The organism is Rhizobium sp. O111, from assembly GCF_055616315.1.
The window spans coordinates 3,102,501-3,119,065 of record NZ_JBSHXL010000001.1 but is presented as its reverse complement, the minus strand read 5'-3'; the positions used below and the strand labels follow the sequence as shown (position 1 = coordinate 3,119,065).

12 protein-coding genes (1 of these 12 only partly in view) are annotated in these 16,565 nt (G+C 62.8%); 8 read left to right on the top strand and 4 right to left on the bottom strand.

Translation table 11 applies throughout. The features are described from left to right. Positions 1-18 precede the first annotated feature (18 nt). Both ACVTFQ_RS15645 and ACVTFQ_RS15640 read left to right on the top strand, forming a co-directional pair. Complete coding sequence (locus ACVTFQ_RS15645) at positions 19-6,129, top strand: translocation/assembly module TamB domain-containing protein (protein ID WP_112949621.1); 6,111 nt, start codon at positions 19-21, stop codon at positions 6,127-6,129. A gap of 142 nt (positions 6,130-6,271) precedes the next feature. Beyond that, entirely contained in the window at positions 6,272-7,681 is a 1,410-nt protein-coding gene (locus tag ACVTFQ_RS15640) for a sensor domain-containing diguanylate cyclase (RefSeq protein WP_162718069.1), read from the top strand. A gap of 37 nt (positions 7,682-7,718) precedes the next feature. On the opposite strand, the gene ACVTFQ_RS15635 is transcribed toward ACVTFQ_RS15640, so the two are convergent. Together ACVTFQ_RS15635 and ACVTFQ_RS15630 are read right to left on the bottom strand one after the other, a co-directional pair. Then, positions 7,719-7,901, bottom strand: coding sequence for a hypothetical protein (locus tag ACVTFQ_RS15635; RefSeq protein ID WP_146618553.1), 183 nt, complete (start codon positions 7,899-7,901; stop codon positions 7,719-7,721). A 132-nt stretch (positions 7,902-8,033) separates the two neighbouring features. Beyond that, on the bottom strand, positions 8,034-8,783 hold the full coding sequence (locus ACVTFQ_RS15630; RefSeq protein WP_313760766.1) for an SDR family oxidoreductase: 750 nt from the start codon (positions 8,781-8,783) through the stop codon (positions 8,034-8,036). 350 nt (positions 8,784-9,133) lie between these two features. Here ACVTFQ_RS15630 and ACVTFQ_RS15625 point away from each other — a divergent pair, with 350 nt between their 5' ends. Together ACVTFQ_RS15625 and ACVTFQ_RS15620 are read left to right on the top strand one after the other, a co-directional pair. Next, positions 9,134-9,313 (top strand): hypothetical protein, encoded by a 180-nt coding sequence (locus ACVTFQ_RS15625; protein WP_111564878.1) that lies wholly within the window; start codon positions 9,134-9,136, stop codon positions 9,311-9,313. Positions 9,314-9,422: 109 nt separating this feature from the next. Beyond that, the gene (locus tag ACVTFQ_RS15620; RefSeq protein ID WP_111564879.1) at positions 9,423-9,806 is read left to right on the top strand and encodes a glyoxalase superfamily protein; all 384 of its coding nucleotides are present in this window, start codon (positions 9,423-9,425) and stop codon (positions 9,804-9,806) included. Positions 9,807-9,888: 82 nt separating this feature from the next. Here the strand turns inward: ACVTFQ_RS15620 and ACVTFQ_RS15615 are convergent, their stop codons facing one another. Continuing rightward, complete coding sequence (locus tag ACVTFQ_RS15615; protein ID WP_111564880.1) at positions 9,889-10,317, bottom strand: Lrp/AsnC family transcriptional regulator; 429 nt, start codon at positions 10,315-10,317, stop codon at positions 9,889-9,891. Positions 10,318-10,463: 146 nt separating this feature from the next. On the opposite strand from ACVTFQ_RS15615, the gene rocF reads away from it, so the two are divergent. The 4 genes from rocF (at position 10,464) to clpB (ending at position 16,240) form a co-directional block, all read left to right on the top strand. Then, positions 10,464-11,399 (top strand): arginase, encoded by a 936-nt coding sequence (gene rocF, locus ACVTFQ_RS15610; RefSeq protein WP_111564881.1) that lies wholly within the window; start codon positions 10,464-10,466, stop codon positions 11,397-11,399. A 27-nt stretch (positions 11,400-11,426) separates the two neighbouring features. Then, positions 11,427-12,626 carry an ornithine--oxo-acid transaminase gene (rocD, locus tag ACVTFQ_RS15605; protein ID WP_112435953.1) on the top strand — a complete coding sequence of 400 codons (1,200 nt, stop codon included), beginning with the start codon at positions 11,427-11,429 and terminating at the stop codon, positions 12,624-12,626. Positions 12,627-12,873: 247 nt separating this feature from the next. Then, positions 12,874-13,353, top strand: coding sequence for a chemotaxis protein CheW (locus ACVTFQ_RS15600; RefSeq protein WP_047508497.1), 480 nt, complete (start codon positions 12,874-12,876; stop codon positions 13,351-13,353). Positions 13,354-13,642: 289 nt separating this feature from the next. After that, a complete protein-coding gene (clpB, locus tag ACVTFQ_RS15595) occupies positions 13,643-16,240 on the top strand; it encodes an ATP-dependent chaperone ClpB (RefSeq protein WP_111564883.1) in 2,598 nt (865 codons plus the stop codon). Positions 16,241-16,556: 316 nt separating this feature from the next. Here the strand turns inward: clpB and ACVTFQ_RS15590 are convergent, their stop codons facing one another. After that, positions 16,557-16,565, bottom strand: the 3' portion of a protein-coding gene (locus ACVTFQ_RS15590; protein WP_112435954.1) for a M23 family metallopeptidase. 1,932 nt of this gene lie beyond the right edge of the window; the window shows 9 of its 1,941 coding nt (coding positions 1,933-1,941); its start codon lies beyond the right edge, outside the window; the stop codon is at positions 16,557-16,559.

The following is a 16,565-nucleotide window of genomic DNA, read 5'->3' as shown; positions in this document are numbered from 1 at the left end:
CGGGATAGCTCCGGGTCCATGCTTACGCTGACGAACATCTTCAAGTGGATTGCACGACTGCTCGGTTACGGAGCCGGCGTTCTCGTCATCCTGCTTGCCGTGGCCATCGGCATCTTCGGCTTCACCGGCTTCGGCGCCCGCATTCTGGTCGACAAGGTGACGTCGACCATCTCCAACCGCGACATGACCATCCGGGTGATGGACCCGCAGGGGCTGCTGACAGGCGGCCTCGGCGCCACCCGCATCGTGCTGTCGGATACGCGCGGCACGTTTGCCGATGTCGACGGCCTGTCGATCAACTGGAATCCGCTGGCGCTTTTCACCGGGCGCTTCCATGCGACGCGGCTGGCGGCTGATTCCATCCGCGTTCTGCGTAAGCCGGTCCGCACATTGCCTTCGCGGCCGGCTGCGGAAGGGGAGGCCAGCGGCGGGTTCTCGCTACCGATCAAGATCGATATCGATCAGATATCGCTGCCGAAGATCAGCCTGTCGCAGCCCCTGATCGGGCGCGCCTTCACGCTGTCTGCGGACGGTAGCGTGCGTGCCGACTCGAAGGGCGGCGATGCAAATATCACGGTTCACCGCCACGACGTGCCGGATGCCAAGCTGACGGCCGACGTCGCCTTCCTGCCGGAAAACAGCCAGCTGACGGTCAAGGCCAAGCTCAACGAACCGAAGGGCGGGTTGCTCGCCGGCGTGCTCGCCTTGCCGAACAATCCGGCCGTCGAGATCAGCCTCAATGGCGATGGCCCGATCTCCGACTGGAAAGCCAAATTGCAGGCCTCGCTCGATGGCCAGCAGCGCGCCGCGATCGAGGCGCATCACACGCTGACGCCGGACCAGGCTCTGCATCATGTCGAGCTCAAGGGCGGCGGCGATCTGAGCTCGCTGATGCCGGCGGCGTTCCGGCCGCTTTTCGCGGGGCAGACGAACATCGATCTCGCGGCGAATTTCGACAACGCCGGCAAGATCGATATCCAGACCGGCAATGTGGCGACGGGCGCCGTCGTGATCGCCGCCTCCGGCACGCTGGACCCGAAGGGCAAGAACAGCCTGAATGCGAACGTGCTCGGCACATCCGGCCCGGTCGATTTCCGCTGGCCGCTGGCGGAAGGCGAAGCGCGCTTCATGATTTCGGGCGTCAACCTCGCGCTGACGGGGGATGCCAAGGCGTCGCGGCTCAATGCCAGCGCCTCGCTCGATACCGCCGTGCTGCCGCAGGCGACGATCGGTAACGTCAAGCTGACCGCCAAGAGCGACAACTTCAATCTCAGCGGCCGCTCCGGCGCCGTGCAGATCCGCCTTGTCGCCGGCGACATGACCTTCGCCAATCCCGATATCAACAGGGCGGTTCAGGGGCCGGTGACGATCGTTCTGCCGCTGCAGATCTCGCCGGCGGCGATCGGCTTCAACGGCGCGACGATCGAAAGCGCGTCGGCGAATGCCGGCCTCAATGGTGCGTATCAGCTCACCGACAACTCGCTCACCGGTAATGCCAAGCTGACCGTCGAGCCGCCGGCAATGCCGCCGGCCGTCGCGGCGCGCTTCAAGACGCCCGTGACGATCGAGGGCCAAGTGGCGGGCACCATTCCCGACAAGATCAACCTGTCGAACCTCAGCATCAAGTCGGACCTCACGGTCGCCACGGGCAATATCGTTCTCGACGGAACGACGCTCGATGCGACGCTTGCCGGCCGCGTGCCTGATATCAAGCCGCTGCTCGATACCGCCTCGGGTGCCGTGACCTACAGCCTGAAGGCCGGCGGCGATCTCTCGGCGCTGGCGCTTTCGGCCAATCTCAATGCACCCGCGATCGACATGGCTGGCCGTGGGCTGAGCGATCTTGCTGTCGCGCTCAACGCGACTGCCGATCCGAAGGCGCCCAAGGCGCAGGTGAAGGCGACCGGCAAGATCGATGGCCAGGCGATCGATATCAGCACCGACGTGTTGTCCGAGGGCGGGCAGACGACGCTGCCGTCGATCAAGGCCAATGTCGGCAACAACAGCCTGACCGGTCACGTCGCGCTGTCCGAAAGCTTCGCGCCGACGGGCGCTTTGACATTCGACCTGCCCGACCTCAACCTGATTGCGGCGCTGGCCGGCCAGAAGGCGGAGGGCGATCTCAAGGGATCGGTCGACATCAGCAACGATGCCGGCAAGATCGGCCTGAAGGTCGCGGCGACGGGCAGTGGCCTGAAGCAGGGCAATTTCGCGATCGTGAGCCCCAATGTCGATGTCACCGTCACCGATCTCTCGGCCTTCGCGGCAACCGGGGCAATCAAGGCCGACGAGGTCGCATCCGGCACCAACAAGATCGACAGCCTGGCGGTGAATTTCACGCAGCTTGGGAACCGCACGAATTTCAGCCTCGACGGCTATTACGACAACCACCCGCTGGTGGCGGGCGGCGGTGTCGAAACCAACGACGGCACGACGCTCGTTCAGCTCGACCGCTTCTCGGCCAAGCCGCACGATATTGCGGTGGATCTCGCCGCGCCGTCGCAGCTGTCGATCACTGACGGTACGGTCACGCTCGATGGTCTCGAGATCAAGACCGGTGACGGCGCGATCAACGTGACCGGCTCGGCCGGGCAAGCGCTTGATATCAATGCCGTGGTCAAGCAATTGCCGGCGAGCCTTGCCAACAGCTTCGTGCCCGATCTCGATGCCGCGGGCGCGATCTCGGGCAAGGTCGCGGTGTCGGGTACGCCGGCAGCACCCGTGGCCGATTTCACGCTCGACTGGAAGAACGCCGCGACCAGCCAGACGAAGGGCGCCGGCCTTTCCGCGCTTGCGATCGGCGCGGATGGCAAGTTCGCGGATAACAAGCTCGATTTCAAAACGGATCTGAGCGGCAAGGGCGGCGTTTCGCTGAAGGCGGCCGGCAATTTCGTGACAGCAGGGCCGAATGCGCAGTCGCTGCAGGTCGATGCCGATATCGTCAACATTCCGGCCGGATTGGCCAATGCCTTCGTGCCTGGGCTGAACGCCGAAGGCGCCATCACCGGCAGCGTCACCGCTTCGGGCAAGCTGCCCGCACCGGCGCTCGATTTCAAGCTGAACTGGAAGAACGCGGCCACCAGCCAGACGAAGGTCGCCAAGCTTTCCTCGCTCGGGCTGACGGCAAGCGGCAAGCTCGAAAACAACATCCTCAATTTCAACGCGAATGCCGGCGGCAGCGGTGGATTTGCGATCAAGGCCGATGGCAGCTTCGTCGTCACCGGCAATGACGCTCAGACGCTGAAGGTGGACGGGACGCTTGCCAATATTCCGGCGGCGCTCGCCAACGCCTTCGCGCCCGATCTTGCCGCGCAGGGCATGATATCGGGCAGCTTCGGCGCATCCGGCAAGCTGCCGATGCCGGCCGCGCAGTTCCAGCTGGATTGGAAGAACGCCTCGACCAGCCAGATCAAGGCGGCCGGCCTTTCGGGCGTCGGCGCTTCGGTGAACGGGACGTTCGCGGACAATACGCTCACCTTCGACAGCAACGTCTCGGCCACCGGCGGCATGTCGGTGAAGGCGGCGGGTAATCTCAAGCTTCAAGGCTCGGCGATCGGCGATCTCAAGGTCGATGCGACGCTGAGCGGAGTTCCGGCCGGGCTCGCCAATGGTTTCGTCGATGGCCTTGGCGCGAGCGGCACGATTTCGGGCACGGCTTCGGCATCCGGCACGCTGCAGCAGCCGAAGGCTAGCTTCGATCTCGCTTGGGCCGATGTCGCGACCAGCCAGACGAAGGCGGCGAAGCTGCCCTCCATGGCGCTCGCGCTGAAGGGAACGCTTGAGGATAAGGCGCTCGATTTCACCACCAAGCTTGATGGTCAGGCCGGTGCGGCGCTCGAGGCGGCGGGCAAGGTCGGGATCGAAGGGACCAAGCCGACGACGATCGAGGCCAATGCGACGCTCAACAACCTGCCGGCAGCACTTGTCAGCAGCTTCGTGCCAAATCTCGATGCCGGCGGCATGATTTCGGGCACTGCCAAGGTTTCCGGCGCGCTGCCGCTGCCATCCGTCGATTTCAAGCTCAACTGGGCGAACGCGACCACGCGGCAGACCAAGAGCGCAAACCTTTCGGCGCTCAGCCTCGATGCGACGGGCAAGTTCGCCGACAACAAAATCAATTTCGACGCCAATCTGGCCAGCAACAGCAAGACATTGCTTAAGGCCAAGGGGACGGCGGCGCTGGTTGGCGCCAACATCCAGGGCCTTTCCGTCGATGCCGATATCACCGATCTGCCGGCGAGCCTCGCCAACGGCTTCGTGCCTGGCCTTGGCGCCGAGGGCACGATTTCGGGTCGGGCGAAGACATCGGGAACGCCTGCCAATCCCATCATCGACTTCAATCTCGATTGGAAGAACGCGGCGACGACGCAGACGCGGGCCGCGGGCGTCGGCTCGCTGTCGGCCAATGCCAATGGCAAGCTCGCCGACAACAAGCTCGACTTCACCACCAATCTTACCGGCAACAACGTGGCGCTGAAGGCGGCGGGCAATTTCGTGGTCGCGGGCGCCAATGCGCAATCGCTTGCCGTGAAGGCCGACATATCGAACCTGCCGGCGGGCCTCGCCAACGCCTTCGTTCCGGGGCTCGCCGCCGAGGGCAATATCTCGGGCACTGTTTCAGCTTCCGGCAAGCTGCCGCTGCCGGATGTCGACTTCAAGCTCGATTGGCGCAATGCCGCGACCAGCCAGACGCGCGGCGCCGGTGTCTCGCCGCTGGCGATCGGCGCGAACGGCAAGCTCGCCTCGGGCAGGCTCACCATCGACACGACCGTTACCGGCGATGCGGGCCTGTCGCTGCGGGGCGGCGGCAACCTCGCCATTTCAGGGAACCGGGCGCTCGACATGCGTTTCTCCGGCAACCTGCCGTTTGCCGTTCTCGGTGCGCAGCTAGCCGCGCAAGGCTTCGTGGCGGAAGGCAACGCCAACTTCAATCTGCAGGTCGGCGGCACGGCGGCCGCGCCCGTGATCAACGGGACGGTCGCCACCAGCGGCGCCAAGGTCATCGACGTCCGGCGCAATCTGGAGATCAACAGCCTGACGGCCGATATCCGCTTCGACGGGCAGCGCGCGGTGATTTCGCGCCTGACCGGGCAGCTTGCGAGCGGCGGCAATATCGCGGTCACCGGCGATGTCGGCATTCAGCCGGCGGCGAACTTCCCTGCCAATATCGACGTCAGGCTCAACAAGGCCGTCTATGTCGACGGCACGCTCGTCGTCGCAACGGTTGACGGCACGATCGGCCTGCGCGGACCGCTTCTTGCCAATCCGACGCTGAACGGCAAGCTCACGCTTGAGAAGGCGTCGATCACCGTTCCGGAGAAGCTTCCGACATCGCTGCGCGAGATCGATATCCGCCACAAGAATGCGCCGAAAGCCGTTCTCGCCCAGATACGCGACACGACGCAGGAAGGCGCGAGGGGCAAATCGAGTACGCTCAATCTGGATATCCAGGTCGATGCGCCCTCGCAGATCTTCGTGCGCGGACGCGGCATCGACGCCGAGCTCGGCGGCAGCGTGACCATTCGTGGCACGGCATCCGTGCCTGTGGTTTCCGGCGGCTTCACCATGCGACGCGGGCGTCTCACCATCCTCAACCGTCGCCTCGACTTCTCCGACAAGAGCCGCATCACCTTTGCCGGCGATCTGACGCCGGCGCTGCAGATGGCGGCGACCTCGACCTCGGGCACGACGACGCTCACCGTCGACGTGGCGGGACTGGCGACCGACCCCGCCATCACCTTCTCCTCCTCGCCGGCGCTGCCGCAGGATGAAGTGCTGGCGCAGCTGATCTTCGGGCAGTCGATGTCGAAGCTCTCGGCGATCCAGATCGCCCAGCTCGCCGATGCCGTCAGCCAGCTTGCGGGCGGTCGCTCGACCTCGCTGTTCCAGGGATTGCGCAACCAGCTGGGTGTCGACGATTTCGATATCAGCACCGATGCCAACGGCCAGACCAATGTCGGCGTTGGCCGCTATCTCAACGAGCGCACCTATATCGAGCTGCAGCAGAACACCAAGGACGGCGCTAAGGCGATCATCAACCTCGATGTCGGCCGCGGCGTGAAGCTGCGCGGGGCAGCCGGCGCCAATGGTGCCGGCGAGGCGGGCGTGGTGTACGAGAAGGAATATTGAGGGTGGGGGCGCCCTAAGCCCCCTCCCAGCCTATCGAGCGATGCGAACGGGATATTAACCGCGCTCACCAAAAAGAGATTTGCGATAACGCAACCGAAACTGGCGGAAGCTACCTGTGTCGACAAAAGACCAGGACGCCAAAGTGACCACACGCTTCACCCATCTCAAGCTGGTAGGACCGGCTCTCATTCTCACGGCGATCGTTATTACGGGGTTGGCGGCAATCCCGTCGTTTGGCGTTGCCCGGCTGGATGCCGAGAGCCGCCAGCGCCAGGAGACCCTGGTCAAGCGCAACATCGCGGTCTGGACCTCCGACCTCGAATTCGCGCTGACGGCCTGGACGATCTGGGATGAATCAATCGCCAAACTCGACAACACGTTCGATTTCGAATGGGCCGACAGGAACATCGGCCAGTCGCTGATCGGGACGTCCAGGACGCGTTTTGCCGCGGTCCTCAACCATGACGACACCCTCATCTATTCGAGAACCGCCGACGAGATGAAGGATCGGGCATTCTTCGTGCGCGGGCCTGAGGTCATTGTCGACGATGCTCGCACCCTTGTCGACCGCGTTAGGTCCGAGGAAGCAAAGCCGCGGCCCGAGGGAATTCCCAACCCCATCGCCTTCAGCAGGGTCGAGGTCGTGAACAATGATGCGGTTCTGCTCACCGCAAGCCTGTTTCAATCCGACTTCAAGACATCCATGCCACGCGGGAGCCGGGCGCCGATCCTCATATCCGCCGTGCCGATCGCCGGCAGCCTGCCGGAATTCATGGGCAATCGTTTCGTCCTCGACGATGCGAGCGTCGGTCCGCTCAAGACGGTTGGCGCCGACCGGGCGCGCGTGGAAATAGCGACGCGACCTGACGGTGAGACCGAGGTGCTTTCATGGCGATCGCCCACGCCCGCCAGGGATCTGCTTCGCCAATCGCTGCCGTTGGCGGTGGTGGTGACCGTGGTTCTCGTTTTCGGCGGCCTGTTTTCGTTGCGGCTTTCGAGGAGGGCGATTTCTTCGATCCTGGAATCCGAGAAGCAGATGCGCCATGCCGCGACGCATGATTTCCTGACCGGGCTGGCGAACAGGTCGCTGCTTGCCCCGGAATTCGCACGACTAAGCTCGGCTCGGCCGATGACTGTCGTCTGCATCGATCTCGATGGCTTCAAATCCGTCAACGACAGACACGGGCATGCGGCCGGCGACGAGCTGCTGCAGCAGGTTGCCGCTCGCCTTCAGGGCGGATGCAAGGAAGACGACATCGTATTCCGATTGGGCGGAGACGAATTTGCCGTCCTCATGCCGCATATCTCGCTCGCCGACGCCGAATGGCACTGCCGCCGCCTGTCCTCGATCCTTTCGCAGCCATATCCATTATCGGCCGGCAAAGTGGTGATCGGTGCATCGTTCGGAATAGCGGAGGTCACCAATGGAGGCGGCGAGAGCTGCGAAGTGGCTCTGCGACGCGCGGACCAGGCGCTCTATCAGGCAAAGGGAACTGGCCGAGGGAACGTCGTTTCGGCGACCGCGAACGATCTGGCGCTTGCGGTTGGCTAGAGCGTAGCCGGCGGGCGCTGACCGTCCGCCGTCCTTGCTACTTATTCTTCTCTTGATCGCGATGCCACTTGATGGCGAAGAACATGCCCGTGCCGAGCACGATGATCTTAAGCGGAAAGAAGATGATCGGGAACCAATCCCACATTTCGAATAATCCAGGCTGTTGCGTGGCGCTTTCTAGCGTGAGGAAGTGATACTGCAAAACAGCTGTGTGCGACATCAGCCATGTTGACGCATATGAGACAAGCTATTCGTGCCTAGCCGTCGCCCCCGTTGACGGCTGATTTCCGCCCGAAGCGGCCATGGAACGCGAGGCGCCTCCCATGGCCGCTCCGGCGCGCAAACGCTGCCGTCAGGCCGGGTTCACGGCGGCAAACAGGTCGTCAAAGGTACCGTCACGCTCGGCGAAGCGACGAGGTTCATCTCGCTGCAGCAGAAGTTCTCCACGCGGGTGCTGGCCCTTCTCCAGCATCTCCATCACCGCCTCCACATAAGAAGCCAAGGGCATCGCACGAGGGTCACTCGCCTGTGCGTGTCCGGTCAGCTCGGTCTGGACATAAGGCGGCGACAATTCCAGAACGTCGACAGGCATGTTGCGCAACTGGTGACGCAGTGAGATGAGCCACGTGTGCAGGAAGGCCTTGCTCGCGCAGTATACGGGAAAATCGGCTCGCGGCACGAAGGCAAGCGCGGAGCTTGTCGCCATGATGGTCGCCGATTTCTGCAACTTCAAAATCGGCAGGAAGGCAGCCACCGTCCGCAGCACACCCAGGATGTTGGTCTCTACGATGTCTTCGCCGGCAGAGGCGTTCCAGTCCGCCGATGTCACGTCTTCGCTACGGGAAACCCCGGCATTGGCAATCAGAACATTCAGATCGGGGAAGCGGTCGCGGACGGCACTCGCGGCGACCTCGATGGAGCGGCTATCATTGAGGTCGAGATGAAGTCCCACGATGTCAGGGCGCCGATTGCAGATTTCCGTCAGCAGATCGCGACGCCGCCCTGTCACGATAACTTGGTTCCCCCGGTCGTGAAATGCTTCTGCAAGCGCACGTCCGATCCCGCTTGTGCCGCCAGTTATGAGGATGGTGTTGTCAGTCATTTGCATTGTCGGTGTCTTTCCCAAATGTTGCAGGAAAGGCCACGGCATCGTCATCCGGCCGACACGGCTCCTCGCGCGCCTGGGTTCTGCCAGCTGCGAAGATACGTGGGAAAGATGTGAACTCACCGCGCCTTCATTCGCGAGATTTCCCTGCTGGGACCTTCTTCGCAAAGGACGCGTTGGATGACGGTAACGCCTACGACAGCGTGATTGAACCGCTGCGGCGCAAGAGGTAGCTGACGCGGCATCCGGCGTCAACCGGTTCCGAAGTCACGACCGCTATTGGCGCGAAGCGGAAGACCGAAGTCGGGCCGATTGAACATGACATCTGCGACGATTAGATTTGAGCCATGGGAAACCTGCACAAAGCAATTACGATCATTTTAAGCATAATCGGGCTGATCCTCGGCGGTTGGTTTGGCTATGAACTCGCAGGCCCGATTGGGGTGTTGGTATTCACACCGCTGGGCGCTCTGGCTGGGTTGGTTGTGAGCTTTCTCAATTGGAGATTGCTCTATTTTCTGGGGTGACCGCTTCTGACGCTTTGCGCACGAGGCGCTCTCGTTTGCTCGGCCCCTTTGCGGGCACATAATCTACCTGTAGATTCAACCAGTGGGTATCGACGTAGCGGAGACTTGCATGAGCGAAATTGCCCTGACGTCCATCGTCCCGATCCTCTTTGTGCGTGATGTGCCGGCGAGCGCCCAATTCTTCAACGAGAAACTCGGATTTGAAGTCGATTTCCTCCACGGCACGCCGCCGTTTTACGGCGCTGTGTCGCGCGGCGCGGCCTGCCTGCATCTTCGGTGTGTCAGCAAACCGAATTTTGCCGATCTGGCAGCACGCGAGGTCTCGCTTATTCTCGCGGCAATTGAGGTTTCGGACGTGCACGGATTGTTTGAGGAACTGCGGGAGCGCGGCGCGGAGTTTGCGCAGGAGCCAACCAGCCAGCCCTGGGGTGGAACAGACTTCCATGTCCGTGACCCGGATGGGAACGTGATCTCGTTCGTCGCCTACGAGTGATGGAACCATAGCAGTATCAGTCGTGAAACGACTGCTTCTGGCGGCAAAGCCGCCGCCTTGAGCGCCTCTCCCGCTCCCGCCTCTAAAAGCTGGTCTTCCGCGTCTTCAGCAATATGTTCGTCTCAGTCGTGTTGATGCCGTCGATCAGTCTTATGCGGCGCAGGGTTTCGTCGAAGGAGACGAGGTCGCGGTCTTCGAGTTCGGCGATGAAGTCCCATTTGCCGTTGGTGCTGTGGAGCGCACGCACCTGTGGGAGGCCGCGCAGTTGGTCGGCGACCTTGTCGGCCAGCTTGCCGAGCACCTCGATCATGACGATGGCGCGCACGCCGGCGGCGCGGGTCTCGTGGCCGGTGCGGATGGTGAAGGAAGTGATGGTGCCGTTGGCGACCAGTCTGTCGATGCGCGCGGCGACGGTGGCGCGTGAGGCGCCGGTCATGGCGGCAAGCGAGGAGACGGGCGCGCGGGCATTGTGGCGCAGGGCGCTCAGAAGTTCCTGATCGAGGTCGTCCATGGTCTTACTTTGTGAGAGCGGGGTTTCACTTTGTATGGTTGAACTTGGCAAACTGTCAAATCATGCTGTGAAATTGGCATTTTTTCATCTTTTTGTCGCCGTGGCGATGTCAGATATTCAACCGAAGCAGTGAGCAGGAGAACAAGATGCAGGCACAGTCGCGATCGGTCACTCTTATCGGTGCGCCTTTGGAAGAGGGCTCCGGCCGCAGGGGGGCCGCGATGGGGCCGACGGCGCTGAGGATCGCCGGTGTCGACCGCGCGCTTGTCGATCTCGGCCACGATGTCGCTGACGCCGGAGACGTGCAGATCGTGCCGGCCCGTGACCTGCCGACCAACCCGAAGGCGCATAATCTGCGCACCGTCGGCGCCTTCACGCGGGCGCTTGAAGCCGGCGTCTACGAGATTGCCGATGCCGGCCGTTTCCCGATCATTCTCGGCGGCGACCACAGCCTGTCGATGGGCACGGTGTCGGGCATGGCGCGCTATGCCGCCAAGCAGAAGCGGCCGCTTTTCGTGCTCTGGCTCGACGCGCATTCGGATTTCAACACGCCCGAGACATCGCCGTCTGGCAATATTCACGGCATGCCCGTCGCCTATTATTGCGGCCAGGCCGATCTCTCCGACATCCTGCCGCGCGACCGGCCGCTGGTCGATCCGAAGAATGTCTTCCAGGTCGGGATCCGTTCGGTCGACGCTCCGGAGCGCGAGCTGATCAAGGAGCATGGCGTCAACGTCTTCGACATGCGCTCGATCGACGAGCAGGGGGTGGCGGCGATCATGCGCGACATTCTCTCCAAGGTCGAAGCGGCGAATGCGCTGTTTCATGTCAGCCTTGATGTCGATTTCCTCGATCCTGACGTTGCACCGGGTGTCGGCACGACGGTGCCTGGGGGAGCGACCTTCCGCGAGGCGCATCTGATCATGGAGATGCTCTGCGACAGCGGGCTCGTCTCCTCGCTCGATCTGGTCGAACTCAACCCGTTTCTCGACGATCGCGGCAAGAGCGCCCGCGTTCTCGTCGAATTGACGGCAAGCCTGTTCGGCCGGCGCATCTTCGACCGCCCGACGCGCGCTGCATAAGAAACCGCATAACAGAAGGGGACGACCATGAGCAGTTCAGCCAGATTGATCGATACCGAGCAGCGCCTGGGCGCCCATAATTACAAGCCGCTCGACGTCGTCCTGACGCGCGGCGAGGGCGTTTATGTCTGGGATACGGATGGCAAGCGCTATCTCGATTGCCTCTCGGCCTATTCGGCCGTCAACCAGGGGCATTGCCACCCGAAGATCCTCGCAGCCATGGTCGAGCAGGCGGGCAAGCTGACGCTCACCTCGCGTGCCTTCCGCAACGACCAGCTGGCGCATCTCTACGAGGAACTCGCGGCGCTGACGGGATCGCACAAGATCCTGCCGATGAACTCCGGCGCCGAGGCCGTCGAGACCGCGATCAAGGCGGTGCGCAAATGGGGGTACGAGGTCAAGGGCGTGCCGGAGGGCAAGGCCGAGATCATCGTCTGCTCCGACAATTTCCATGGCCGGACGCTGAGCATCATCAGCTTCTCCACCGATCCGGATGCGCGCTCAGGCTTCGGCCCCTATACGCCGGGCTTCCGCATCGTTCCCTTCGGTGACGCGGAAGCGTTCGCGGCGGCGATCAACGAGAACACGGTGGCGGCGCTGATCGAGCCGATCCAGGGCGAGGCGGGCGTCATCATCCCGCAGCCGGGTTACTTCAAGACGGTGCGCCAGCTCTGCACCGACAACAAGGTGACGCTCATCCTCGACGAGATCCAGACCGGGCTCGGGCGCACCGGCAAGCTGCTGGCCGAGGAGCATGAGGGCATCGAGGCAGACGTGACGCTGATCGGCAAGGCGCTGTCGGGCGGCTTCTATCCTGTTTCCGCCGTGCTTTCGAATTCCGAAGTGCTGGGCGTCTTGAAGCCCGGCCAGCACGGCTCGACCTTTGGCGGCAATCCGCTTGCCTGCGCCGTTGCCCGCGCGGCGCTGAAGGTGCTGACGGAAGAAGACATGATCGGCAATGCCGAACGGACGGGAAACTACTTCCTCGAGGGTCTGCGGTCGATCCGCTCGAACATCGTGAAAGAGGTGCGCGGGCGCGGGCTGATGATGGCGGTCGAGCTGGTGCCGGAAGCCGGCGGCGCGCGGCAGTATTGCTACGCGCTCAAGGACCTCGGGCTTCTCGCCAAGGACACCCACGAAAACACCATCCGCCTGGCGCCACCGCTCGTCATCACCAAGGAGCAGGTCGATTGGGCGGTGGAGCAGATCGAGAAGACCATCGTCTGAGGCTTAGCCGCGTTGAACGGGTCCGTGATCCGTTCGACGCCTTCTCCTCGGCTGCATTCCCGTTCTCACCGGGCGAAAAATCCTGCCGGCCGGTTTAGATTTGGGAAACACTCTTTCTTTACAGTCCTCAGTAACCGTAACGGTACTCTTCATATTCAGAGAACTGGCGGCTTGAAGGCAAAGTGCATCGACGCCAATGGTGGCGTGGTTGCTTCTGCCCTGGCTTTCGACAGTTGGGACATTTTTAATGACGACGATCAATTCTCCGAGCTTCAGTGGCGATACGCTTGAGATCATTGCCTTCCGCCTGCACGACCAGGAATTCTGCGTGAAGACGACGACCATCCGCGAAATCCGCGGCTGGGCGCCTTCGACGCCGATCCCGCATTCGCCGGCCGATGTCATCGGCGTCATGAACCTGCGCGGCTCGGTCATTCCGATCATCGATCTCGCCTTCAAGCTCGGCATGAAGAGCACCGTCGCCAATGAGCGCAGCGCCATCGTCGTCGCCGAAGTGCACAACATGGTCATCGGCATGCTGGTTGATCGCGTCTCCGACATCCTCACGATCTCGGCTGATCAGGTGCAGCCGGTTCCCGAGGTTACCGCTTCCTTCGACCGCGCCTTCTGCGAGGGCATCATCGCTTCCGAAAACGGCATGATCTGCTTCCTGAACCTCGCCAAGATGTTCAAGGAAAACGAGACGGACGATCTGGTCGCCGCCTAAGCGCCATTCGATACAATCCGATCCCGCCCCGCCCGAGCAGTCCTCCGGCGGGGCGATCTCGTTTTGCCCCTCGGTCGCCGCTCGCCGGCCGGCTGCGGCTTGCTCGCAGGCGCGGTTTTTTGGGCGTGCCACCTCTTTAAACTTTCGCGGCTTCCCACCATATCCTGAGCAAGTTCTTCGCCTTGGTTTCGGCCATTGGCGAAGAGGCATGGCTCGCCTCTTGAGGGAGCTCAATCTCAGTCATCGGTCTGTGCCTTATGAGGGCAGGGCGATTTAAGGAGGTCTATTTATGAATATTGAAAAATACTCCGAGCGGGTGCGCGGTTTCATCCAGTCGGCGCAGACCTATGCGCTGGCCCAGGGTCACCAGCAGTTCGCTCCCGAGCATGTGCTGAAAGTGCTGCTCGACGACGACCAGGGCATGGCGGCTTCGCTCATCGAGCGCGCCGGCGGCGACGCCAAGGCCGCCCGCCTTGCAAACGATGCCGCCCTTGCCAAGCTGCCGAAGGTCTCCGGCGGCAACGGCCAGATCTATCTTGCCGCACCGCTCGCCAAGGTTCTCTCGACTGCCGAGGAGGCATCGAAGAAGGCCGGCGACAGCTTCGTCACGGTCGAGCGTCTGTTGCAGGCGCTGGCGATGGAATCGTCGACCGCGATCACGCTGAAGAATGCCGGCGTGACGGCGGTGACGCTCAACCAGGTCATCAACGAAATCCGCAAGGGCCGCACGGCCGACAGCGCCAATGCCGAACAGGGCTTCGACGCGCTGAAGAAATTCGCCCGCGACCTGACGGCGGAAGCCCGCGATGGCCGGCTCGATCCCGTGATCGGCCGCGACGACGAAATCCGCCGCACCATCCAGGTGCTCTCGCGCCGTACCAAGAACAACCCCGTTCTCATCGGTGAACCCGGCGTCGGCAAGACGGCGATCGCCGAAGGCTTGGCGTTGCGTATCGTCAATGGCGACGTGCCGGAATCGCTGAAAGACAAGAAGCTGATGGCGCTCGACATGGGCGCTCTGATTGCCGGCGCGAAATATCGCGGCGAGTTCGAAGAGCGGCTGAAGAGCGTGCTCAACGAGGTGCAGGCCGAAAACGGCGAGATCATCCTCTTCATCGACGAGATGCATACGCTCGTCGGTGCCGGCAAGGGTGACGGCGCCATGGATGCCTCGAACCTGTTGAAGCCGGCGCTTGCGCGCGGCGAGCTGCATTGCGTCGGCGCGACCACGCTCGACGAATACCGCAAGCATGTCGAGAAGGACCCGGCGCTTGCCCGTCGTTTCCAGCCGATCGTCGTCGAAGAGCCAACGGTCGAAGACACGATCTCGATCCTGCGCGGCCTGAAAGAGAAATACGAGCAGCACCACAAGGTCCGCATCTCGGATTCGTCGCTTGTGGCGGCCGCCACGCTGTCGAACCGCTACATCACCGATCGCTTTCTGCCCGACAAGGCGATCGACCTGATGGACGAGGCGGCTGCGCGCCTGCGCATGCAGGTGGATTCCAAGCCGGAAGAGCTCGACGAACTCGATCGCCGCATCATGCAGCTGAAGATCGAGCGCGAAGCGCTGAAGAAGGAAACCGATGTCGCATCGGCCGACCGGCTGGTGCGGCTGGAGACCGAGCTCACCGATCTGGAAGAAAGCGCCGATGCGCTGACGGCCCGCTGGCAGGCGGAAAAGCAGAAGCTCGGCCTGGCAGCAGACCTGAAGAAGGAACTCGACGATGCCCGCAACGATCTGGCGATCGCCCAGCGCAAGGGCGAGTTCCAGCGCGCCGGCGAGCTGACTTACGGCGTCATTCCGGAGCTTGAAAAGAAGCTTTCGGAGGCCGAAGCGCAGGACAATGATCGCAGCGCCATGGTGCAGGAGGTCGTGACCCCTGATAACATCGCGCATGTCGTCTCCCGCTGGACCGGCATTCCGGTCGAGAAGATGCTGGAAGGCGACCGCGAGAAGCTGTTGCGGATGGAAGACGAGCTGGCGAAGTCGGTGATCGGCCAGGGTGACGCGGTTCAGGCCGTGTCGCGGGCGGTGCGCCGTGCGCGCGCCGGCCTGCAGGATCCGAACCGGCCGCTCGGCTCGTTCATCTTCCTCGGCCCGACCGGCGTCGGCAAGACGGAGCTGACCAAGGCATTGGCCCGCTTCCTCTTCGACGACGAGACGGCGATGGTGCGCATGGATATGTCCGAGTACATGGAGAAGCACTCCGTGGCTCGGCTGATCGGCGCTCCTCCCGGCTATGTCGGCTATGAGGAAGGCGGTTCGCTGACGGAAGCGGTGCGTCGCCGGCCCTATCAGGTCGTGCTGTTCGACGAGATCGAAAAGGCGCATCCCGATGTCTTCAACGTGCTGCTGCAGGTGCTCGACGATGGCCGCCTGACCGATGGTCAGGGCCGCACCGTCGACTTCCGCAACACGATGATCATCATGACGTCGAACCTCGGCGCCGAATATCTGACGCAGCTGAAGGATGGCGACGACAGCGATCTGGTGCGCGAGCAGGTGATGGAGATGGTGCGCGGCCACTTCCGGCCGGAGTTCCTGAACCGCATCGACGAGATCATCCTCTTCCACCGCCTGAAGCGGGACGAGATGGGCGCGATCGTCGACATCCAGCTGCAGCGTCTGGTCAAGCTGCTCGCCGAGCGCAAGATCACGATCGAACTCGACGACGAGGCCACGCATTGGCTCGCCAACAAGGGCTACGATCCTGTTTATGGCGCGAGGCCGCTGAAGCGGGTGATCCAGAAGTACGTCCAGGACCCGCTCGCCGAGCAGATCCTCGGCGGACAGGTGCCGGATGGTTCGACGGTGAAGATCACCGGCGGGACCGATCGGTTGCTGTTCCGGACTAGGAGTGCTGGTGTCAGCGAAGCGGCGTAAGCGGACTGGCGATTGAGATGAGAGACGGCGGCTTCGGCCGCCGTTTTTGTGTTTGGTGGGGTGAATCGCTGACGTCGGCGCTCGGCATACCCCCCTCTGTCCTGCCGGACATCTCCCCCACAAGGGGGGAGATCGACCCGCGGTTGAGGTCTGCGCCAAACAATTGAGGTGTAGCGAGCGGTCACCCCCAGCCAATCTCCCCACCTGTGGGGGAGATGCCCGGCAGGGCAGAGGGGGGTAACACACGGAAAAACGTTGCCTACAGCGACCGGCTCACCTCACCGAGCCGAAATCCCGGACCAACCCAAAAAAACCGCTACTTGCT

Excerpts from the sequence above, each read along its gene's own strand:
- ACVTFQ_RS15645 (WP_112949621.1), top strand. The coding sequence starts at position 19 with ATGCTTACGCTGACGAACATCTTCAAGTGGATTGCACGACTGCTCGGT.
- ACVTFQ_RS15635 (WP_146618553.1), bottom strand. The coding sequence starts at position 7,901 with ATGTCGCACACAGCTGTTTTGCAGTATCACTTCCTCACGCTAGAAAGC.
- ACVTFQ_RS15630 (WP_313760766.1), bottom strand. The coding sequence starts at position 8,783 with ATGACTGACAACACCATCCTCATAACTGGCGGCACAAGCGGGATCGGA.
- ACVTFQ_RS15625 (WP_111564878.1), top strand. The coding sequence starts at position 9,134 with ATGGGAAACCTGCACAAAGCAATTACGATCATTTTAAGCATAATCGGG.
- ACVTFQ_RS15620 (WP_111564879.1), top strand. The coding sequence starts at position 9,423 with ATGAGCGAAATTGCCCTGACGTCCATCGTCCCGATCCTCTTTGTGCGT.
- ACVTFQ_RS15615 (WP_111564880.1), bottom strand. The coding sequence starts at position 10,317 with ATGGACGACCTCGATCAGGAACTTCTGAGCGCCCTGCGCCACAATGCC.
- rocF (WP_111564881.1), top strand. The coding sequence starts at position 10,464 with ATGCAGGCACAGTCGCGATCGGTCACTCTTATCGGTGCGCCTTTGGAA.
- rocD (WP_112435953.1), top strand. The coding sequence starts at position 11,427 with ATGAGCAGTTCAGCCAGATTGATCGATACCGAGCAGCGCCTGGGCGCC.
- ACVTFQ_RS15600 (WP_047508497.1), top strand. The coding sequence starts at position 12,874 with ATGACGACGATCAATTCTCCGAGCTTCAGTGGCGATACGCTTGAGATC.
- clpB (WP_111564883.1), top strand. The coding sequence starts at position 13,643 with ATGAATATTGAAAAATACTCCGAGCGGGTGCGCGGTTTCATCCAGTCG.